The 20,045-nt window shown below is 57.0% G+C and carries 18 protein-coding genes; 15 read left to right on the forward strand and 3 right to left on the reverse strand.

What is annotated here, in order from left to right; all coding sequences use genetic code 11:
• The 11 genes from VGC62_RS20900 to VGC62_RS20950 form a co-directional block, all read left to right on the forward strand.
• A partial coding sequence (locus VGC62_RS20900; RefSeq protein WP_331188980.1) for an LPS-assembly protein LptD occupies positions 1-855 on the forward strand: 855 nt, incomplete at its 5' end.
• Positions 836-2,158 carry a peptidylprolyl isomerase SurA gene (surA, locus tag VGC62_RS20905; RefSeq protein ID WP_331188981.1) on the forward strand — a complete coding sequence of 441 codons (1,323 nt, stop codon included), beginning with the start codon at positions 836-838 and terminating at the stop codon, positions 2,156-2,158. The genes VGC62_RS20900 and surA, both read left to right, overlap by 20 nt.
• Positions 2,155-3,141: a 4-hydroxythreonine-4-phosphate dehydrogenase PdxA gene (pdxA, locus tag VGC62_RS20910; protein WP_331188982.1), complete on the forward strand. Its 987-nt coding sequence runs from the start codon at positions 2,155-2,157 to the stop codon at positions 3,139-3,141. The genes surA and pdxA overlap by 4 nt, the downstream gene beginning before the upstream one ends.
• Positions 3,141-3,947 carry a 16S rRNA (adenine(1518)-N(6)/adenine(1519)-N(6))-dimethyltransferase RsmA gene (gene rsmA, locus VGC62_RS20915; RefSeq protein ID WP_331188983.1) on the forward strand — a complete coding sequence of 269 codons (807 nt, stop codon included), beginning with the start codon at positions 3,141-3,143 and terminating at the stop codon, positions 3,945-3,947. The genes pdxA and rsmA overlap by 1 nt, the downstream gene beginning before the upstream one ends.
• 121 nt (positions 3,948-4,068) lie before the next feature.
• Entirely contained in the window at positions 4,069-4,449 is a 381-nt protein-coding gene (gene apaG / locus VGC62_RS20920) for a Co2+/Mg2+ efflux protein ApaG (protein WP_331188984.1), read from the forward strand.
• Positions 4,449-5,330 carry a symmetrical bis(5'-nucleosyl)-tetraphosphatase gene (locus VGC62_RS20925; protein ID WP_331188985.1) on the forward strand — a complete coding sequence of 294 codons (882 nt, stop codon included), beginning with the start codon at positions 4,449-4,451 and terminating at the stop codon, positions 5,328-5,330. Before apaG ends, VGC62_RS20925 begins: the two co-directional genes overlap by 1 nt.
• Positions 5,331-5,387: 57 nt before the next feature.
• Positions 5,388-5,708: a thiosulfate sulfurtransferase GlpE gene (gene glpE / locus VGC62_RS20930; protein ID WP_331188986.1), complete on the forward strand. Its 321-nt coding sequence runs from the start codon at positions 5,388-5,390 to the stop codon at positions 5,706-5,708.
• A 288-nt stretch (positions 5,709-5,996) separates the two neighbouring features.
• Positions 5,997-7,919, forward strand: a complete 1,923-nt coding sequence (locus VGC62_RS20935) for a PrkA family serine protein kinase (protein ID WP_331188987.1) — start codon at positions 5,997-5,999, stop codon at positions 7,917-7,919.
• 138 nt (positions 7,920-8,057) lie between these two features.
• Entirely contained in the window at positions 8,058-9,329 is a 1,272-nt protein-coding gene (locus VGC62_RS20940) for a YeaH/YhbH family protein (protein ID WP_331188988.1), read from the forward strand.
• The gene (locus VGC62_RS20945) at positions 9,326-10,888 is read left to right on the forward strand and encodes a SpoVR family protein (protein WP_331188989.1); all 1,563 of its coding nucleotides are present in this window, start codon (positions 9,326-9,328) and stop codon (positions 10,886-10,888) included. The genes VGC62_RS20940 and VGC62_RS20945 overlap by 4 nt, the downstream gene beginning before the upstream one ends.
• Positions 10,889-10,961: 73 nt before the next feature.
• Positions 10,962-12,191, forward strand: a complete 1,230-nt coding sequence (locus VGC62_RS20950) for a multifunctional CCA addition/repair protein (RefSeq protein ID WP_331188990.1) — start codon at positions 10,962-10,964, stop codon at positions 12,189-12,191.
• A 107-nt stretch (positions 12,192-12,298) separates the two neighbouring features.
• Here VGC62_RS20950 and VGC62_RS20955 read toward each other — a convergent pair whose 3' ends face one another.
• Positions 12,299-12,937: a 2OG-Fe(II) oxygenase gene (locus VGC62_RS20955; RefSeq protein WP_331189023.1), complete on the reverse strand. Its 639-nt coding sequence runs from the start codon at positions 12,935-12,937 to the stop codon at positions 12,299-12,301.
• A gap of 195 nt (positions 12,938-13,132) precedes the next feature.
• Between VGC62_RS20955 and VGC62_RS20960 the strand changes: the two genes are divergently transcribed.
• Both VGC62_RS20960 and VGC62_RS20965 read left to right on the forward strand, forming a co-directional pair.
• Entirely contained in the window at positions 13,133-13,879 is a 747-nt protein-coding gene (locus VGC62_RS20960) for a DUF2059 domain-containing protein (RefSeq protein WP_331188991.1), read from the forward strand.
• A gap of 244 nt (positions 13,880-14,123) precedes the next feature.
• Positions 14,124-14,546 (forward strand): hypothetical protein, encoded by a 423-nt coding sequence (locus VGC62_RS20965; protein ID WP_331188992.1) that lies wholly within the window; start codon positions 14,124-14,126, stop codon positions 14,544-14,546.
• Between the two features lie 183 nt (positions 14,547-14,729).
• Here VGC62_RS20965 and VGC62_RS20970 read toward each other — a convergent pair whose 3' ends face one another.
• Entirely contained in the window at positions 14,730-15,671 is a 942-nt protein-coding gene (locus VGC62_RS20970) for an alpha/beta hydrolase (RefSeq protein ID WP_331188993.1), read from the reverse strand.
• 110 nt (positions 15,672-15,781) lie between these two features.
• On the opposite strand from VGC62_RS20970, the gene VGC62_RS20975 reads away from it, so the two are divergent.
• Positions 15,782-16,375 (forward strand): DUF6436 domain-containing protein, encoded by a 594-nt coding sequence (locus VGC62_RS20975; RefSeq protein ID WP_331188994.1) that lies wholly within the window; start codon positions 15,782-15,784, stop codon positions 16,373-16,375.
• 17 nt (positions 16,376-16,392) lie between these two features.
• On the opposite strand, the gene VGC62_RS20980 is transcribed toward VGC62_RS20975, so the two are convergent.
• On the reverse strand, positions 16,393-17,307 hold the full coding sequence (locus VGC62_RS20980; RefSeq protein ID WP_331188995.1) for a ParB/Srx family N-terminal domain-containing protein: 915 nt from the start codon (positions 17,305-17,307) through the stop codon (positions 16,393-16,395).
• Between the two features lie 275 nt (positions 17,308-17,582).
• On the opposite strand from VGC62_RS20980, the gene VGC62_RS20985 reads away from it, so the two are divergent.
• Positions 17,583-19,970, forward strand: a complete 2,388-nt coding sequence (locus VGC62_RS20985; RefSeq protein ID WP_331188996.1) for a penicillin acylase family protein — start codon at positions 17,583-17,585, stop codon at positions 19,968-19,970.
• The last annotated feature ends 75 nt before the right edge of the window (positions 19,971-20,045 follow it).

Consider the following 20,045-nt stretch of genomic DNA (forward strand, 5'->3'; position numbering starts at 1 on the left):
GACATCCCGGTTTTCGACTCGGGTGAGACAACGTTCAACTACGCCTCGCTGTTCCGCGACAACCGCTTCGTCGGCTCCGACCGTATCGGCGACGAAAACAAACTGTCGCTGGGCGTGACCAACCGCTGGATCGAGGACAACGGCTTCGAGCGTCAACGCATCAGCGTCGGCCAGGCGTTGTACTTCGCCGACCGCAAGGTCCAGTTGCCCGGTATCAGTTTTGAGGATCGTAAAGACGCCCAGTCGGACGTTTCCCCTTACGCCCTGGAATACGAATACCGCTTCAACCGCGACTGGCGTGCTTCCTCGGACTTCAACTGGGACCCGGACAGCCACAGCACCCGCTCTGGCAGCGCAATGGTTCATTACCAGCCTGAAGACAACCCTGGCAAGATCATCAACGCCGGCTACCGCTACCGCAATGACCAGGTCCGTTACGACCAGACCACCGGTAAATGGAGCGTGGGCGGTGGTGACTACGGCACCCCAGGCACACCGGGTTACGTGAAGGACTACTACAAGATCCAGCAGCATGATTTCTCGGTCATCTGGCCAATCGTGCCGCAATGGAGCGCGATCAGCCGCTGGCAGTACGACTACAACCGTAGCCGCACGCTGGAAGCCTTTGGTGGTTTTGAATATGACAACTGCTGCTGGAAGCTTCGCCTGATCAACCGTTACTGGGTTGACTACGACGAATACACCCAGGAAGCGCCTCAGAACGAAAAAGGCGACCGCGGCATTTTCCTACAAATTGTGTTGAAGGGACTTGGTGGCGTTGTTGGCCAGAAAGTAGAGAGCTTCCTCGACCAAGGCATCCAAGGTTATCGTGAACGTGAAGACCAAGCTTTCTGATTGTCTGCGCCCCCTGATGTTGGGCGCGTTACTCATCGGTTCCGTAGCGCACGCTGAAGTGCGCTCCATCGACAAGGTGGCGGCCATCGTCGATAACGACGTGGTCATGCAAAGCCAGCTGGACCAGCGTATCCGTGAAGTGCAGCAGACCATCGCCAAACGTGGCCAGGGTGTGCCGCCTCCAAGCGCCCTGCAATCGCAGGTGCTGGACCGGCTAATTCTGGAAAACCTTCAACTGCAAATTGGCGAACGCTCCGGCATTCGCATCACAGACGAAGAGTTGAACCAGGCCATCGGCACCATCGCTCAGCGCAATCAGATGAGCGTGGAGCAGTTCAAGGCCGCGTTGGCCCACGATGGTTTGTCGTATGAAAGCGCTCGCGAACAGGTTCGTCGGGAAATGATCATCAGCCGGGTGCGGCAGCGCCGGGTCGCCGAGCGCATTCAGGTTTCGGACCAGGAAGTGAAAAACTTCCTCGCCTCGGACATGGGCAAGGCGCAGTTTTCCGAAGAGTTCCACCTGGCCAACATCCTGATCCCTACGCCTGACAGCGCGACCTCCGAGCAAATTCAAGCGGCGGCGACCAAAGCGAAAGACGTTTACGGCAAGCTCCAGCAAGGCGCTGACTTCGGTCAACTGGCAATCGCCACGTCCGCCAGCGAAAGCGCACTGGAAGGTGGCGACATGGGCTGGCGTAAGGCCGCTCAACTGCCACCGCCTTTCGGTGACATGCTCGGTTCCATGCGTGCTGGCGAAGTAACGCCTCCTGCGCGCACGCCGGGCGGTTTCATCATCCTCAAACTGCTGGAAAAACGCGGTGGCGAAGGCCAGACCCAAATGCGCGATGAAGTGCATGTGCGTCATATCCTGATCAAACCAAGTGAAATCCGCAGCGAAGACGAAACCAAGCGTTTGGCGCAGAAGATTTACGACCGCATCCAGAACGGCGAAGACTTCGGCGAACTGGCGAAGAGCTTCTCGGAAGATCCGGGCTCGGCGCTCAACGGCGGCGACCTGAACTGGGTCGATCCGAACTCCCTGGTGCCTGAGTTCCGCGAAGTGATGAACGAGACGCCGCAAGGCACGTTGTCCAAACCGTTCAAGACTTCTTACGGCTGGCATGTACTTGAAGTGTTGGGACGCCGCGCAACCGACAGCACCAACCAGGCTCGCGAACAACAAGCCATGAGCGTACTGCGTAACCGCAAATACGATGAAGAGCTGCAAACCTGGCTGCGTCAAATCCGCGACGAAGCCTACGTTGAAATCAAAATCCCTGGCGCCGACCAGGCTGCGCAGTGAAACCCAAGCGTTTCGCCCTGACACCCGGCGAGCCTGCGGGCATTGGTCCTGACCTTTGTCTGCTGCTCGCAGCGCAACCCCAGCCATACCCCCTGATAGCCATTACCAGCCGCGACCTGCTCTCTGAGCGGGCCGCGCGCCTGGGTGTTGCCGTCAAGTTGCTATCGGTCACACCGGATGCCTGGCCTGACGTGCCTGCCCCTGCTGACAGCCTGTATGTGTGGGACACCCCGTTGCAGGCTGCTGTTATTGCCGGCCGACTGAACAAGGCCAACGCCGCGTTCGTTCTACAAACCCTGACCCGCGCCGGCCAAGGCTGTATCGACGGCGATTTCGCCGGAATGATCACTGCGCCGGTTCACAAGGGCGTGATCAATGAAAGCGGCATCGCCTTTTCCGGCCACACCGAATTCCTTGCTGAACTGACCCACACCGCGCAAGTGGTGATGATGCTCGCCACCGGCGATTTACGCGTCGCATTGGTCACCACACATCTGCCACTGCGCGAGGTCGCCGACGCCATCACACCTGAGCGCCTGGAACGCGTAACACGCATCCTGCATGCCGATCTGGTGAACAAATTTGGCATCGCACATCCGCGCATTCTGGTCTGTGGCTTGAACCCGCACGCTGGCGAGAGCGGACACCTGGGCCGCGAAGAAATCGACATCATCGAACCCACATTGGAGCGCCTGCGCAGCGAGGGCCTGGATTTATACGGCCCATTGCCTGCCGACACTCTGTTTACCCCCAAATATCTGGAGCACTGCGACGCAGTGCTGGCGATGTACCATGACCAGGGCCTGCCCGTACTCAAGTACAAAGGCTTCGGCGCAGCGGTCAACGTGACCCTCGGCTTGCCGATCATCCGTACCTCCGTCGATCACGGCACCGCGCTGGACCTGGCGGGTAGCGGCAAAATCGACACCGGCAGCCTGAAAGTCGCCCTGGAAACCGCCTATCAGATGGCCGAGACGCATTAATGACCGAGCAATTCCAACACAAGGCGCGCAAACGCTTTGGGCAAAACTTCCTGCATGACGCTGGCGTGATCGACAAGATCCTGCGCGCCATCCGTGCGAAGCCTGAGGACCGCCTGCTGGAAATTGGCCCAGGCCAAGGCGCACTGACCGAAGGCCTGCTCAACAGCACGGCACAGCTGGACGTAGTGGAGCTGGACAAGGACTTGATCCCCATCCTCATGCATCAGTTCGGTAGCAAGCCTAACTTCAGACTGCATCAGGGCGACGCGCTGAAGTTCGACTTCACCAGCCTTAACGCAGCACCGAGCAGCCTGCGCGTGGTTGGCAACCTGCCGTACAACATCTCGACACCCTTGATTTTCCATCTGCTGCAAAACGCCGGTTTGATTCGCGACATGCACTTCATGCTGCAAAAAGAAGTGGTCCAGCGGCTCGCGGCGACGCCAGGTGGCGGCGACTATGGCCGTCTGTCGATCATGGTCCAGTATCACTGCCGCGTGGAACACCTGTTCAATGTCGGTCCGGGCGCGTTCAATCCACCGCCTAAAGTCGACTCGGCAATCGTTCGTCTGGTGCCTCATGAAACCCTGCCGCACCCGGCCAAAGATCATCGGGTGCTGGAGCGCGTAGTGCGTGAAGCGTTCAACCAACGCCGCAAAACCCTGCGCAATACACTGAAAGCGCTACTGACCAGCGAAGAAATCACCGATGCCGGCGTCGATGGCGGATTGCGTCCAGAACAACTGGACCTTGCCGCTTTTGTGCGCCTGGCTGACAAACTTAGCGAGAAGCCTGCTGTCGAGTAAATGGGTCAGGACATGTTCGCTAGCTGACACCCGTGGAGTTTTTAGCCGCGACATGTCCTAGACTGATTTTCGACCGGGCTTTTTTCCGGCTTTTTCCGCTTTCGCTTTTAAGGCCTCTTGCATGTCCGATCCCCGTTATCAGGTCGACGTCAGCGTCGTTACCCGCTTCCTCGTAGAACAGTCACAGCCTGAGCAGAACCGCTTTGCCTTCGCTTATACCGTCACGGTTCATAACAGCGGGTCGTTGCCTGCCAAGCTGCTGTCCCGGCACTGGGTCATCACCGACGGCGACGGCCATGTCGAGGAAGTGCGCGGCGACGGCGTCGTCGGTCAGCAGCCATTGATCCAGGCAGGCCAGAGTCATACCTACAGCAGTGGCACGGTGATGACGACCAAAGTCGGCAATATGCAGGGCACCTATCAAATGCTCGCCGACGACGGTAAACGCTTCGAGGCGATCATCGCGCCCTTCCGGCTGGCGGTGCCGGGGGCTCTGCACTGATGGCGGTGTATGCAGTGGGTGATCTGCAAGGTTGCCTTGAACCTCTTAAATGCTTGCTCAAGCATGTCGCCTTCGACCCCGAAAAAGACCAACTATGGCTGGTTGGGGATTTGGTCAATCGCGGCCCGCAGTCACTGGAAACCCTGCGCTTCATCTATGCGATGCGCGATTCGGTAGTCTGCGTGCTGGGCAACCACGATCTTCATTTGCTCGCCGTGGGCTGCAACATCGAACGCCTGAAAAAGGCCGACACGCTGCGCGAAATCCTTGAAGCCCCGGATTGCGATCAACTGCTGCAGTGGCTACGCCAGCAGAAACTCATGCACTACGATGCAGAACGTAACATCGCACTGGTGCATGCGGGCATTGCGCCGCAATGGACGCTTAAAAAAGCGCTGCGCTGCGCCGAAGAAGTCGAAAAAGCCCTGCGCGACGACAACCTGTACGAGCTGTTCCTCGATGGCATGTACGGCAATGAACCCGCGAAGTGGGACAAGGACCTTCACGGCGTCACGCGTTTGCGCGTCATCACCAACTACTTCACCCGCATGCGTTTTTGCACCAGCGATGGCAAGCTCGACCTCAAAGGCAATGAAGGCGCCGACACCGCGCCACCAGGCTATGCACCCTGGTTCCGTCATAAAGACCGCAAGACCAAAGGCCTGGGCATTATTTTCGGCCATTGGGCCGCGCTTGAAGGCAACTGCGACGAGCCGGGCGTTTATGCGCTGGACACCGGCTGTGTCTGGGGCGCGGCGATGTCGATGCTCAATCTTGACACCCGGCAAATGCACCGCTGCGAATGCGACGATCACGGCAACGCCGAGCCCGGCAAGGTCCGCCTACTCAGCGCGGATGAACAAAACGCAATCAGGCACTAGAATTCACCCTTTATTGGATCTCTACCGGTTGAGATCCTGCGGCCCAGGAGCCCTGTCATGACCGACTTCAAACGCATTGCGCCGCAACAGGTTCAAGCCCTGCGCGAACAAGGCGCCGTGCTGGTTGATGTGCGCGATCAACAAACGTTCGCCAGCAACCACATTCCAGACTCTCACCACCTGGATAACCAGTCCATTGCGGACTTCATTCGCAATGCCGATCTGGACAAACCGCTGGTCGTGGTCTGCTATCACGGCAACTCTAGCCAGAGCGCGGCGGCGTACCTCGTCGGCCAAGGATTCTCGGAGGTCTACAGCATGGACGGTGGGTTTGAACTGTGGAAAAACACTTTTCCCGCTGAAACCGCGCAAGCCTGACCGAAAAAATATTTTTCTCCCCGCGATCCCGCGTCCTGTGCGGGCTCGCCATACCAACTGACGAACGGTTGGCGTTCGATTGCAAGCATTCCTTCTTTCTCTGTCCGATTCCGAACTATCCTAAGACGCAGGCCATCCGAAATCAGGGGAGAGCCGGTACACCGGCGCGTGGGTCATCGGTAGTTATATTTATGGTGTTCTGGGGGGTAATAGCCACTGAGCGATCAGTTGCTACCAGCATCGACTGACGATCCGCCGCCGGCTCTACGTATCGAGCGAGGTGACGTCATGAGTATTTTTAGCCACTTCCAACAACGCTTTGAATCGACACGCCAGGAAGAGCTCTCGCTACAGGAGTATCTAGAGCTCTGCAAAACGGACCGCAGTGCTTACGCTTCGGCGGCAGAACGTCTTCTGCTGGCGATCGGTGAGCCTGAGTTGTTCGACACCTCGACCAACTCGCGGCTATCGCGAATCTTCTCCAACAAGGTCATTCGGCGCTATCCGGCGTTCGAAGACTTCCACGGCATGGAAGATTGCATCGAGCAAATCGTCTCGTACTTCCGCCATGCCGCTCAGGGCCTTGAAGAGAAGAAACAGATCCTTTACCTGCTTGGCCCGGTAGGCGGTGGTAAGTCGTCTCTGGCCGAAAAACTCAAACAGCTTGTTGAAAAAATACCTTTCTACGCCATCAAGGGTTCACCGGTTTTCGAATCACCCTTGGGCCTGTTCAAACCTGCCGAAGACGGGACGATCCTCGAAGAGGACTACGGCATCCCGCGCCGGTACCTGAGCACCATCATGTCGCCTTGGGCGACCAAACGTCTGGCTGAGTTCGGGGGCGACATCAGCCAGTTCAAGGTGGTGAAACTGTATCCATCGATTCTGAACCAGATTGCCGTGGCCAAGACCGAGCCGGGTGACGAGAACAACCAGGATATTTCCGCCCTGGTGGGTAAAGTCGATATCCGCAAGCTTGAGGAGTTTCCGCAAAACGACGCCGACGCCTACAGCTATTCAGGCGCATTGTGCCGGGCCAACCAGGGTCTGATGGAATTCGTCGAGATGTTCAAGGCGCCGATCAAGGTGCTGCACCCGCTATTGACCGCCACCCAGGAAGGTAACTACAACAGTACCGAAGGCTTGGGCGCGATTCCGTTCACCGGTATTTTGCTGGCCCACTCCAACGAATCGGAATGGCACAGCTTTCGCAACAACAAGAACAACGAAGCCTTCATCGACCGTATCTATATCGTGAAGGTGCCGTACTGCTTGCGCGTCAGCGATGAGATCAAAATCTACGACAAGCTGCTGTTCAACAGTTCTCTGGCCAAAGCCCATTGCGCCCCTGACACCCTGAAAATGCTCGCGCAGTTCACTGTTTTGTCGCGCTTGAAGGAGCCGGAAAACTCCAACATCTACTCCAAAATGAGGGTGTACGACGGCGAAAACCTGAAAGACACCGACCCCAAAGCCAAATCGATCCAGGAGTATCGCGACAGCGCAGGCGTCGACGAAGGCATGAACGGGCTGTCGACGCGGTTTGCGTTCAAGATCCTGTCCAAAGTGTTCAACTTCGACCCACACGAAATTGCCGCCAACCCGGTGCATTTGCTGTACGTGCTGGAACAACAGATCGAACAGGAGCAGTTCCAGGCTGAAACACGCGAGCGCTATCTGCGCTTCATCAAGGAATACCTGGCACCGCGTTATATCGAGTTCATCGGTAAGGAAATCCAGACGGCTTATCTGGAGTCCTACAGCGAGTATGGGCAAAACATTTTCGACCGCTACGTGCTCTACGCAGACTTCTGGATTCAGGATCAGGAGTACCGCGACCCGGAAACAGGCGAAATCCTTAACCGCGTGGCCCTCAACGAAGAACTGGAAAAAATCGAAAAACCGGCTGGCATCAGCAATCCGAAAGATTTCCGTAACGAGATCGTCAACTTCGTATTGCGTGCCCGCGCCAACAACAACGGCAAGAATCCAACCTGGCTCAGCTACGAGAAACTGCGGGTGGTGATCGAGAAGAAAATGTTCTCCAACACCGAGGACTTGCTGCCGGTTATCAGCTTCAACGCCAAGGCCAGCAAAGAGGATCAGCAAAAACACAACGACTTCGTGACCCGGATGGTCGAGCGCGGTTACACCGACAAACAGGTACGGCTGCTCTCCGAGTGGTACCTGCGCGTGCGCAAATCGCAGTAACGGCAGCGGCAAGCGGAAAGCTACAAGCCTCAAGCGGGTTTACGACGCGCTTGAGGCTGTGGTTATGACGCCGCTTGCTCTTGGGCTTTGAGCTTGTGGCTTGAAGCTTGTAACTGGTAGCTGCCCGGAGGGCTCCAGATGAGCTATGTGATCGACCGACGTCTCAATGGCAAGAACAAGAGCACGGTAAATCGGCAGCGCTTTCTGCGCCGTTATCGTGATCACATCAAAAAAGCAGTTGAAGAGGCCGTCAGCCGCCGCTCCATCACGGACATGGAACACGGCGAACAAATCAGTATTCCCGGTCGCGATATCGACGAGCCGGTGCTTCATCATGGGCGCGGCGGCAAACAAACCGTCGTCCACCCTGGTAACAAAGAATTCACCTCCGGTGAACACATCGCCCGGCCACAAGGAGGCAGCGGGGGCAAAGGGCCTGGCAAGGCGAGCAATTCCGGCGAAGGCATGGACGAGTTCGTGTTTCAGATCACCCAGGAGGAATTCCTAGAGTTCATGTTCGAAGACCTCGAACTGCCCAATCTGGTCAAACGCAACCTGACCGGCACCGACACCTTTAAAACCGTGCGCGCGGGGATCAGCAACGAAGGCAACCCTTCGCGCATCAACATTATCCGCACGTTGCGTTCGGCGCACGCCAGACGCATCGCACTGTCGGGCAGCAGCCGCGCCAAGCTCAGAGAGGTCATGGCCGAACTTGAGCGCATGAAGCGCGAAGAGCCTGACAACTTCGGCGATATTCAGGAACTGGAGATAGAATCCGAGCGCCTGAAAGCACGCATTCGGCGCGTGCCTTATCTCGACACCTTCGACCTCAAATACAACCTGCTGGTCAAACAGCCCAACCCCAGTTCCAAGGCGGTGATGTTCTGCCTGATGGATGTGTCGGGGTCGATGACCCAAGCGACCAAAGACATCGCCAAACGCTTCTTCATCCTGCTGTACCTGTTTCTCAAACGGAACTACGACAAGATCGAGGTTGTGTTCATTCGCCACCACACCAGTGCGCGCGAAGTCGACGAAGAGGAGTTTTTCTACTCGCGGGAAACCGGGGGCACCATCGTTTCCAGCGCGCTGAAACTGATGCAAGAAATCATGGCAGAGCGCTATCCCACCAACGAGTGGAACATTTACGCAGCACAAGCCTCGGACGGCGATAACTGGAATGATGACTCGCCAATCTGCCGCGATATTTTGATCAAGCAGATCATGCCGTTTGTGCAGTACTACACTTACGTTGAAATTACCCCGCGCGAGCATCAGGCGCTGTGGTTTGAATACGAGCGTATCGGTGAAGCCTTTGCTGACACGTTTGCCCAGCAGCAGCTGGTCTCTGCCGGTGATATCTATCCGGTATTCCGTGAACTCTTCCAGCGCAGGTTAGTGACATGACCGCTAGAGAGCAGAAACGCCAACCCCTGTCCACGGGTTCCGAGTGGACATTTGAACTGATCCAGGCGTACGACCGGGAAATCGGCCGCATCGCCGAGCGTTACGCCCTGGATACGTACCCCAACCAGATAGAGGTGATTACCGCCGAGCAAATGATGGATGCCTATGCGTCGGTCGGCATGCCGCTGGGTTATCACCATTGGTCCTACGGAAAACACTTCCTTAGCACCGAGAAATCCTACACGCGCGGGCAGATGGGGCTGGCCTACGAAATCGTCATCAACTCCGATCCATGCATCGCCTATCTGATGGAAGAAAACACCATCTGCATGCAGGCGCTGGTCGTTGCGCATGCATGCTACGGCCATAACAGCTTTTTCAAGGGCAATTACCTGTTCCGTACCTGGACCGACGCCAGCTCGATCATCGATTACCTGGTGTTTGCCAAGCAGTACATCATGCAATGCGAAGAGCGCCACGGCATCGATGCGGTCGAGGACCTGCTCGATTCCTGCCACGCGCTGATGAACTACGGCGTCGACCGCTACAAACGGCCCTATCCGATTTCGGCGGAAGAAGAGCGACGCCGGCAGAAGGATCGTGAAGAGCACCTGCAAAAGCAGATTAATGATCTGTGGCGCACCATTCCGAAAAGCGCCGACAAGAACAGCAAAGAAGACAACGCCCGTTTCCCGAGCGAACCGCAGGAGAACATCCTCTATTTCATTGAGAAACACGCGCCCTTGCTGGAGCCATGGCAGCGTGAAGTGGTGCGGATTGTGCGCAAGATCGCGCAGTATTTTTATCCACAGCGCCAAACACAGGTGATGAACGAAGGCTGGGCGACGTTCTGGCACTACACCCTGATGAACGACTTGTACGACGAAGGATTGGTGACGGACGGCTTCATGATGGAGTTTTTGCAGTCGCACACCAGCGTGATTTACCAGCCCGGCTTTGACAGCCCGTACTACAGCGGTATCAATCCTTACACCCTGGGGTTTGCCATGTATCAGGACATCCGACGGATGTGTGAACACCCAACGGATGAAGATCGTCAGTGGTTCCCTGACATTGCCGGGACCGACTGGCTGACCGCAGTAAAATTCGCCATGAGCAGTTTCAAGGACGAGAGCTTCATCCTGCAGTACCTGTCACCCAAGGTGATTCGTGACCTGAAACTGTTCAGCATCATGGACGACGATCAGAAGGAAGATTTGCTCGTGCCCGCGATTCATGACGAACCAGGCTACCAAATTATCCGAGAAACCCTCGCCGCCCAGTACAACCTGGGTAACCGAGAACCCAACGTGCAGATCTACAGCATTGACCGTCGAGGTGACCGCTCGCTGACCCTGCGCCACCAACAACACGACCGAAAACCGCTTGGCGACTCCACTGACGAAGTGCTCAAACACCTGCACCGGCTTTGGGGCTTCGACATTCACCTGGAAACCTTACAGGGCGATCAGGTGATGAAAGTCCACCATGTGCCACCGAGAAGCGAACACGCTGACAGTGAATATCCCAGGCTTGATCTGGCGGTCGTACATCTTTAACTCTTAACACCACGTTTTAACCTCCGCGAGTGTGACGTTAGGTTTATCCTGTCGCGCTCACGGAGGTTTTTTCATGCAATTTTATAAAGTCGGCGGCGCTGTTCGCGACCGTCTGCTCGGCAAACCGATCGCTGACACTGACTGGGTCGTCGTTGGCGCTACCACCGATGAAATGCTCATTAAGGGATATCGCCCGGTTGGCACCGACTTTCCGGTGTTTTTGCATCCACTGACCGGCGAAGAATACGCGCTGGCCCGCACCGAACGTAAAAGCGGACCCGGCTACGGTGGCTTTGTATTCCATGCAGATCCAGACGTCACACTGGAAGAAGACCTGATTCGTCGGGACCTCACGATCAATGCCATCGCCGAGGACAAGGACGGTCATCTGACTGATCCTTTCCACGGTCAGCGCGATCTCAAGGCACGTATTTTACGTCACGTTTCACCTGCGTTCGCCGAGGATCCCCTCAGAGTATTGCGCGTCGCGCGATTCGCGGCACGCTACGCGCCTGACGGTTTCACCATCGCCCCGGAAACGTTGGAGCTGATGCGCACACTGAGCCATTCAGGCGAACTGCAAGCGCTGACACCAGAACGCAGTTGGAAGGAAATTTCCCGCGCACTGATGGAAAGCCAGCCCCAGGTGTTTATCCGGGTGCTGCGTGATTGTGATGCGCTAAAGGTGCTGTTCCCCGAAGTTGATGCGCTTTTCGGTGTTCCACAGCCGGCGGCCCATCACCCTGAAGTCGACACCGGACTGCATGTATTGAGCGTGCTTGAGCAATCGGCCCTCCATCATCAGCCGCTGAGTGTTCGTTGGGCTTGCCTGCTACACGACTTGGGCAAGGGGCTGACCCCGCAAGCCGAGTGGCCCCAACATATTGCCCATGAACACACCGGCCTGAAGCTGATCAAGGCTGTCAACGCACGCTTTAAAGTGCCCAGAGATTGCCAGGAGTTGGCGCTGCTGGTCGGGCAGTACCACACGCATGGGCATCGGGCGCTGGAGCTGAAGCCATCGACCTTGCTCGACTTGCTGCACAGCTTCGACGTTTACCGCAGGCCGCAGCGTTTCGAGGAGTTTGTGGTCGCTTGCGAGATGGACGCGCGCGGGCGCAAAGGCATGGAGGACCGTAGTTACCCACAGGCCGAATACCTGCGAGGCGCAGCCACGACTGCGCGCGAGGTGCAGGTACAACCGTTGCTGGAGCAGGGTTTTCAGGGCCAGGAATTGGGTGAAGCGCTCAAGCGCGAGCGGTTGGATGCGCTGAAGGTTTACAAGGCCACGTATAACAATTGAGAGATTGCATGTGGTCTGCCTCTGTAGGATTTGCCGGAGGCTGCGATTGGTTGTGTAGCGCAATCGGATCGCAGCCTTCGCCAGCGCCTACAAAAGACAAACATGCCTCACAGCTCAAACGGCTGATTCCCTCGTCGTCGGAACCATCCGGTCAACGACAGACGATCACGGGTCGAGGGCAGGACTTCATGGGGGATGTCGCCAGACAAAAACACCACCAGACAGCCGCCCGTGGGCTGAATGTCGTATTCCACGCCGCCGTCAAGGTACATGCGCAAATGCCCGCCATGCTCGGGCAACCAGCCGTCATTCAAATACAGCACCGCTGACAGCATGCGCTTGTCGTCATCGCGAAAACGATCGACATGCTTGAGATAGAACGCACCGGGCGGATATAGCGCGAAATGGCTTTCGTAGTCTTCCAGGCCAAGGAACAAACCGCGATTGATTGCTTGACGCAAACTGTCCATCAACGCCAGATAACGATCACAGGGCTCGGTTTGCCCTGGCTCCAGCCACTGAATGTGATCACCGCGAATCCCCTCGCGCACTTCTTGCAGAGCACCACGCCCCACCGAGGCGGGTGCAAGTTCACCTTCGGCAGCGCGCTTGCGGCATTCGAGCGCCAACTCGCGGGTCAGGCTCTCAGGCAAAAAGATGTTCTGCTGCGACCAGCCACGCTCGGCTACATCGTCAACGATTCGTAACAGCAGCGGGTGATCAAAGGGTATTTGCATGGCCCGCATAGTATCCATACGCCGCTCGAACCGACAGAGCCTGTAGTGTGTGTAGTACTTAAATATTTCGCGTGTTTAAAACAACCGGAGCTTTTTCAACGAAGGCTCGTCGAACACATTGGATTTCGTGGGGTCTGGGCAACTGTTAACTCGACAAATCCCCGCCGCCCCACCGAGAATAGCGGCCTGCCGACAGGAGTCTCTATGCGCTGTTTGTTTTTCTTGCTGCTGATGTTCTGCACCGTGCCCGCGTGGGCAGACAGCCACGACCAGTTATACAAGGTCGCGGGCTGGCCAGAACAACGCGCGCATTTTAACGACGCTCTGAAAGCGGCCCAGTTACGCTACAAAAACAGCCTGCCTCCAGCGGTATTCGATGCCCTGGTCAGCAACAGCAATCAGCGTTTTTCGCCCCAGGCAATGGATCAGCGCGCCGAACAGCAGTTGCGCCAAACCTTGCAAGACCCCAACCCGGCCCTGCAATTCTTCCAGTCGCCATTGGGGCGCAAGATCGTCAACGCCGAACTGACCGCTACGCGACCGGATCAACTGGCAAAAAACGCTCAGGGCCTGCCGAAGATGGAAGCCACTACCACCCGCCAGTTGATCATCGGACACCTCACCCAGGCCCTCCCCGCCCGTGAGGCCGGTGCCGAAGTCAGTCTCGCCATCGCAGGCGTTGCCGCTGACAGCCTGAGCCAGATGATCCCCGGTTTGATGGGAATGGGCGGCGGTCAGACCCAAGACATGCTCGACGGCCAACGCCAACGGCTCATAGCGCAAATTGGCAATGACATGAACAACACGCTGCTGTATGTGTATCGCGACTTGTCCGACCCCGAGCTGGACGAATTCGCGACCTTCGCCGAATCGCCTGAAGGCAAGGCATATTATCAGGCAGCACTGGCGGCGGTTCGGGCGGGGCTGGCGGTGGGTCAGAACGGAAAGTGAATATCCACTGATCCCGTTGGCGAGGCTTACCGGTGAAGACTTAGGTACATACGACTCATCCCTAATGCCTGAAACGCAGCCTACACGGGCAAGCCTTGCTTCATCAGAAATGGCGTCCGATTCGTAAGAGCACCTCACGCAACCATTCAGACAAATCCTACCTTCACGACAGGAATATCTGATACCTCTCCTTCCACGATTAACGGACTCTCGGGGCCAATTTACTTGCGCTCGGAATGTACGGATGCCGTCTTTTTACGATTACTTCAAAGAGAACATGGAAAGCCTTGGGCTGCCAGCACCGCAGTCACTGTTCGGCTCAATGTCCGCGGCTGTAGCAACCGCGACAACCATCCTGAGTCAGGTCGAGAAATTCGGCAAAACAGTAACGCTGCGCGAAATTATCTCCGCAGGGACGAGGCTAGAACAATTAACCATCATCGGTGCCTGCTCGGCGGCCTTTTATGTTGGAGCGGTCATTGGGAGCATTGCGGTAGCCTTGGGTAGAACGCTGGGTAATGGAACCAGTTTGTCGGATGTCATGTTCATGGCGCGAACGAATGGCCTTTATAAGGAGTGGTTACCTGGCTGTTTCCAAACCTATCCCGGCATCTACCTCACTAATATCTCTGGAGCCCATTATCGACTTGGCGGTTACTTGGGATGAAGGATCAACTTCTGCTTCTACTTTGCGCCTCTACCGTTGCACTAGCAGCCTGGGCGTTCTGGCACTACCTGGCGAAAGACGCAGTGGCGGTTCTCACATCGGGGATGATGTGCCTGCTGGCACTCGATAATCACCGCCTGCGCCAGACGCTCAAACGAACAAAAAAAACCTCGCGGCCTTAGCTCACCTCATCTGCTGCGTCAAAAACTCAAAATACCTCGCCCTGATTTCGGGTGTTTCGTTGGCCAGATGATGCCGGGCTTGGCTGATCATCAGCACCCGTGGCTGGGTGAACTTGTCGTTCAGCACCGTCAGGTTATGCGCCCAATCGACCGTCATGTCTGCGTCGCCCTGAATGATCAGCGGGCTGCGGCTACTGTGCGGGGCGGTTTCGATGCGGTCGATCCATTTGGTCAGCGCTCCGACCCACGCGGTCGGCAGGCGGCGGGGCTGCAACGGGTCGGCCAGCAGGAACGGTAAAAAGTCCGCAGCGTTGGTGTTTTCGCTGAAACGGCGTTCGATGCCTTTGACGAAGTAGCGCAATAGGTAATAGCTAAGTTGGGACCAGCGCCACGCGCGCGGGCGCACCAGCGGGGCCAGCAGAATGACCTGCCCTTGCGCCGGACTTTTAGCCCCACTGTTGAGCACATGATCGATGACAATCGCCCCCCCCATGCTTTGCCCGCACAGATGCCAAGGCTTGGGCAGGTGCAACAGGTCCGCCTCCACAAACAGCCGCTCAAGGACATCCTGGTATTGGGCAAAGTCCTTGATGTGTGCCCGGCTGCCGCTGGACAAACCATGCCCCGGCAGATCGCAGGAAATAACCGCAAACCCTTGAGCCAGCGCCCACTCGATTACATGCCCATAAAGCCCCATATGATCGTAGAAACCATGCACCAGAATCAGCGTCGCGACCGGCTGTTCAGGCGTCCAAAGCTGAGTGACGATCTCATAGCCGCCGACCTCGAAGCGACCCAGCCAACTCCGTACCGAACCGTCACGCGCGAGGCGGGACAATCCGTAGAAGCGCTGGTAGGCCTGTCCCTCTTCGGACAGTGGTTGCATGACGCTCAATGGTTGCAGGCTCGATCGCAGGTGATCAGGGTCAAACGAGTTGGGCATCGGCATTCCAGATAAAAATAAATAGTTATTTAAATCAACAAGACGGGCTGGGATATTCTTCTGTCTGCCCCGTCATGGCAAGCCAAGCCCTCTCAAACTGAAACCGCAGAATGAACCCCAGGCAACGCCGTACTTTGTTTTACGCGCTTATCGCATTCATGTGCGCGGCGATACTGTGGCTGGCCTATGACGGATTCCAGAACCGCTACCTACGCGCATTCAGCGATCAGACCGCACTGTTCGCCGGAGATGCCCTGAACCTGCCACCAGAGCTTGCCGGACCCGGTCGGATACGGCTGGTACATTTCTGGGACCCGACCTGCCCCTGCAACGTGGGTAATCAACAGCATCTGATTGAGCTGATCGAGCGTTTTGGTGGCGCCGACGAGAATGGACGCTTCGGTGTGGATTTCTACTCGGTGCAGAAGCCAGGCACTCACGGCCAACTGCCATCGACCCTCGATAAAATAAAGCCCTTGAACAGCTTCCCCGGTGCCGAAGGCATTACCGCAAGCCCTGCCGTGGCCATTTGGGATCGCCAAGGCCAATTGGCCTATTTCGGGCCTTACAGCGAGGGGCTGACCTGCAACTCGAACAACAGCTTCATCGAACCCATTTTGCAAGCCTTGAGCAACAACCAATCGGTCAGCGCCATCCACAGCATGGCGGTTGGCTGCTATTGCCCCTGGTCATCGGCCAAGTAACACCCTCACACAGTCTGTCACCGAGGCTTTTTGTAATCGAGCACATAGGGCAACTTCTCGCTCACGGTTCGGGTGAGGGTATTGCGTTTGACTTTGGTGAACGCACCCAACTGTTTCGCACTCATCCCGCCGCCGATCATTTTGCTGGCGGGCTTGGCCACCACCAGGTCACTGGCCGCCTGCAAAGCCTGACGGTAACCGCTGCGCTGACTGAGGTCGAAATCCTCAAGATGCAGCTGACCGCGCAACCAGTCGCCCCAGTAGAACTCAAGAAACTCGGGGGAAACGTCACCCGCCTGCGGCTTGCCATAGGCCGCGTCCCGTACAAAGTAAACGATGCTGCGGAAAATATCGTTTTGCATCGATTGCAGGCCTAGCTGGTCAGGTAATTGCGTTGGCGCGATGGATTGCCCGTTACCGTCTTTCAACCAAACTTTATGGGCCTGCTCCATTCGCTGCCAGAAGTCTGCAAGGTCTTTGCTGTCGCTGAAATTGTCGGTGATCCGGACTTTCATCTTCAACTGCGGCCCGGCGTCCGGCTGCTCCCACAAGGTGGTGAAGGTGTGATGGCCATCAGTGAGATAAAACTTGCCTTCAGGCCCAACCACCACGGTTTTCATGTCTTGGGGATGCGTATTGGGTGCATCTTCGCAGGTGAACGTCTCCGGCCGCAGCGGGTCGGCATCGGGTTTGATGTGCCGGGCCTCATGCTGGCCGTTGGTCTCGCAGATTTCATCGAACAGCTTTTGCCGCACCTTGGAGAAACGTTCGAGCTTGTAATAGATCTGGTCGAACCCCACCACGGCTTGGGTCGGATGCAGTTGATCAAGCGTGACTTCAACCACATCGCCGGGTTTGGGGGCGGTGAAGGCCAGTGCTTGAGTGGCAAACACGCCAAACAGCAGCGCCATACACCATGATTGAATTCGCATTGTCAGGACTCTTGGCGAAATTGAGCGTGAGCTTAATCGAAATCGGGAATGCAACATGGACTGTAGGAGCCAACTTGTTGGCGAAGCGACCAACGCGGTGTGTCTGAAACGTCGCCTCGCGAACAAGTTCTTCCCTACAATGCGTTCTGGCCCCTTTGATACGGTCAGCAGAGTATCGACAAAAGCCGTGCTCGCTGGACAATCAGCGATCACCTACCCAGCAGCAGCGCAAATCTGTAGCCTGCAAATCTTTCTCAATCAACTTGAGCTCCTGGATGAAACGCAGTCTTATCGTCCTTGCCGTCCTGATCGTTTTCGTTGCTGGCGGCAGCACCTGGTATATCCATAGCAAGCAACCGGTTCGCGATGGCGAAATGGCGTTGGTACATTTGCAGGCCCCGGTCAGCGTGCGTTACGACGAACGCGGCGTGCCGCATATCAAAGCCGGGAACGAGGCGGATCTGTATCGCGCGTTGGGTTACGTGCATGCACAAGATCGGCTGTTCCAGATGGAAATGCTTCGCCGTCTGGCGCGCGGCGAGCTGGCCGAAGTGCTGGGGCCGAAGCTGGTGGATACCGACCGATTGTTCCGCAGCCTGCGTATTCGTGAGCACGCCGATGCGTATGTTGCCAAACAAGACAAAACCACGCCGCAATGGAAAGCGCTGCAAGCCTATCTGGACGGTGTGAATCAGTACCAGAACAGCCACTCCAAGCCCATTGAGTTCGATGTGCTGGGCATCAATGAACGTCCGTTCACCGCAGAAGACACCTTGAGCATCGGCGGTTATCTGGCCTACAGCTTCGCCGCCGCGTTTCGCACCGAGCCATTGTTGACCTATGTCCGTGATCAGCTCGGCCCGGATTATTTGCGCGTGTTTGACCTCGATTGGCAGCCCCAGGGCGCACTGGCCCAGGCTCCCGCGTTGGGCAATGCAGACTGGAAAGGCCTCAACGAGCTGGCACTACTCAGTGAACAGGCACTAGCAAAAGCCGGGCTGCCGCAGTTCGAAGGTAGCAACGCCTGGGCGGTGTCTGGCAGTCGTACCAAAAGCGGAAAACCGTTGCTGGCAGGCGATCCGCACATTCGCTTTTCGGTGCCGTCAGTCTGGTATGAAGCGCAGCTGTCGGCCCCTGGTTTCGAGCTGTACGGGCACTTTCAAGCGCTCAACCCGTTTGCCTTGCTCGGCCACAACATGGACTTCGGCTGGAGCCTGACCATGTTCCAGAACGACGATCTGGACCTGATCGCCGAGAAGATCAACCCAGACAACCCCAATCAAGTCTGGTATCACGGCGCCTGGGCCGACATGACCTCGCGGGACGAGCACATCAGCGTCAAGGGCGGCACTTCGGTGACACTCACTCTGCGCCAATCGCCGCACGGCCCAATCATCAACGATGCATTGGGCAGCAACGCCGGTACTGCGCCTATCGCCATGTGGTGGTCGTTCCTGGAATCGGAAAATCCGATCTTGCAGGGCTTTTATGAAGCCAACCGCGCCAACACCCTGGACAAGATGCGCAGCGCTGCCGAGAAGATTCAGTCACCGGGCCTGAACGTGGTCTGGGCCAATGCCAAGGGCGACATCGGTTGGTGGGCGGCGGCGCAATTGCCCAAACGGCCGTTGGGCGTGAATCCGGCTTTCATTCTCGATGGCAGCACCGCGCAGGCGGACAAAGACGGTTTTTACCCTTTCAGCGCCAACCCACAGGAAGAGAACCCGGCGCGCGGTTACATCGTTTCGGCTAACTTCCAGCCGGTGTCGCCGACCGGGATGGAGATTGCGGGGTACTACAACCTCGCCGAGCGCGGTCAGCAGTTAAACAAACAGTTAAGCGACACATCAGTGAAATGGGACCTGGAAAACAGTAAACAGCTGCAATTGGGCACCCGGACCGATTACGCGCAAAAGATCCTCAAGCCGCTGATTCCGGTGCTGCGCAGTGTCATCAGCGACCCTGAGGAACATGACGTGCTAGAACGACTGGCACAGTGGAACGGCGAATACTCGGTGGATTCGGTGGGCGCCACGCTGTTCAATCAGTTCTTGTATGAGCTGACCGAGAAGACCTTTCATGATCAGCTCGGCGATGGCCTGTTTGAAACCCTACTGTCGACTCGGGTGATCGACAGCGCATTGCCGCGCCTGGCGGCGGACGAGCATTCGCCGTGGTGGAACAACGCCAACTCGCCAGCCAAAGAGAATCGTGGCAACACGGTCAAAGTCGCCTGGCACGCTACGGTTTCGCATTTGAAATCCATGTATGGCCTGAACCCGGATGAATGGTTGTGGGGCAAGGCCCATACGTTGACGCATGAACATCCGCTGGGTCGGCAGCCGCCACTGGACAGCCTGTTCAATGTCGGCCCGTTCGCGGCGCCAGGCACCCATGAAGTGCCGAACAACCTGTCAGCGCGTATCACCACCGCGCCATGGCCGGTGACCTATGGGCCGTCGACACGCCGCCTGATCGACTTCGCCGACCCCGCTCATGCGTTGGGCATTAATCCGGTCGGGCAGAGTGGCGTGTTGTTCGATGAGCACTATTGCGATCAGGCGCAGGCGTACATCAACGGCGAGTACGTGCCGGAGCGATTCAGTGAAGGGGATGTGGCCGGGAATACGAAATCGACGTTGAGGCTGGTGCCCAGAGACTGAGCGACGCGAACACCCCGCAGGAGCGAATTCATTCGCGAGAGGCCGGTACAGTCGACATAACTCCATCGCCTGAAC

The organism is Pseudomonas sp., assembly GCF_036404235.1.
Taxonomy (GTDB): Bacteria; Pseudomonadota; Gammaproteobacteria; order Pseudomonadales; family Pseudomonadaceae; genus Aquipseudomonas.

Coding starts and splice junctions, on each gene's coding strand:
- rsmA (WP_331188983.1), top strand. CDS start 3,141: ATGACCGAGCAATTCCAACACAAGGCGCGCAAACGCTTTGGGCAAAAC.
- apaG (WP_331188984.1), top strand. CDS start 4,069: ATGTCCGATCCCCGTTATCAGGTCGACGTCAGCGTCGTTACCCGCTTC.
- VGC62_RS20925 (WP_331188985.1), top strand. CDS start 4,449: ATGGCGGTGTATGCAGTGGGTGATCTGCAAGGTTGCCTTGAACCTCTT.
- glpE (WP_331188986.1), top strand. CDS start 5,388: ATGACCGACTTCAAACGCATTGCGCCGCAACAGGTTCAAGCCCTGCGC.
- VGC62_RS20935 (WP_331188987.1), top strand. CDS start 5,997: ATGAGTATTTTTAGCCACTTCCAACAACGCTTTGAATCGACACGCCAG.
- VGC62_RS20940 (WP_331188988.1), top strand. CDS start 8,058: ATGAGCTATGTGATCGACCGACGTCTCAATGGCAAGAACAAGAGCACG.
- VGC62_RS20945 (WP_331188989.1), top strand. CDS start 9,326: ATGACCGCTAGAGAGCAGAAACGCCAACCCCTGTCCACGGGTTCCGAG.
- VGC62_RS20950 (WP_331188990.1), top strand. CDS start 10,962: ATGCAATTTTATAAAGTCGGCGGCGCTGTTCGCGACCGTCTGCTCGGC.
- VGC62_RS20955 (WP_331189023.1), bottom strand. CDS start 12,937: ATGCGGGCCATGCAAATACCCTTTGATCACCCGCTGCTGTTACGAATC.
- VGC62_RS20960 (WP_331188991.1), top strand. CDS start 13,133: ATGCGCTGTTTGTTTTTCTTGCTGCTGATGTTCTGCACCGTGCCCGCG.
- VGC62_RS20965 (WP_331188992.1), top strand. CDS start 14,124: ATGCCGTCTTTTTACGATTACTTCAAAGAGAACATGGAAAGCCTTGGG.
- VGC62_RS20970 (WP_331188993.1), bottom strand. CDS start 15,671: ATGCCCAACTCGTTTGACCCTGATCACCTGCGATCGAGCCTGCAACCA.
- VGC62_RS20975 (WP_331188994.1), top strand. CDS start 15,782: ATGAACCCCAGGCAACGCCGTACTTTGTTTTACGCGCTTATCGCATTC.
- VGC62_RS20980 (WP_331188995.1), bottom strand. CDS start 17,307: ATGCGAATTCAATCATGGTGTATGGCGCTGCTGTTTGGCGTGTTTGCC.
- VGC62_RS20985 (WP_331188996.1), top strand. CDS start 17,583: ATGAAACGCAGTCTTATCGTCCTTGCCGTCCTGATCGTTTTCGTTGCT.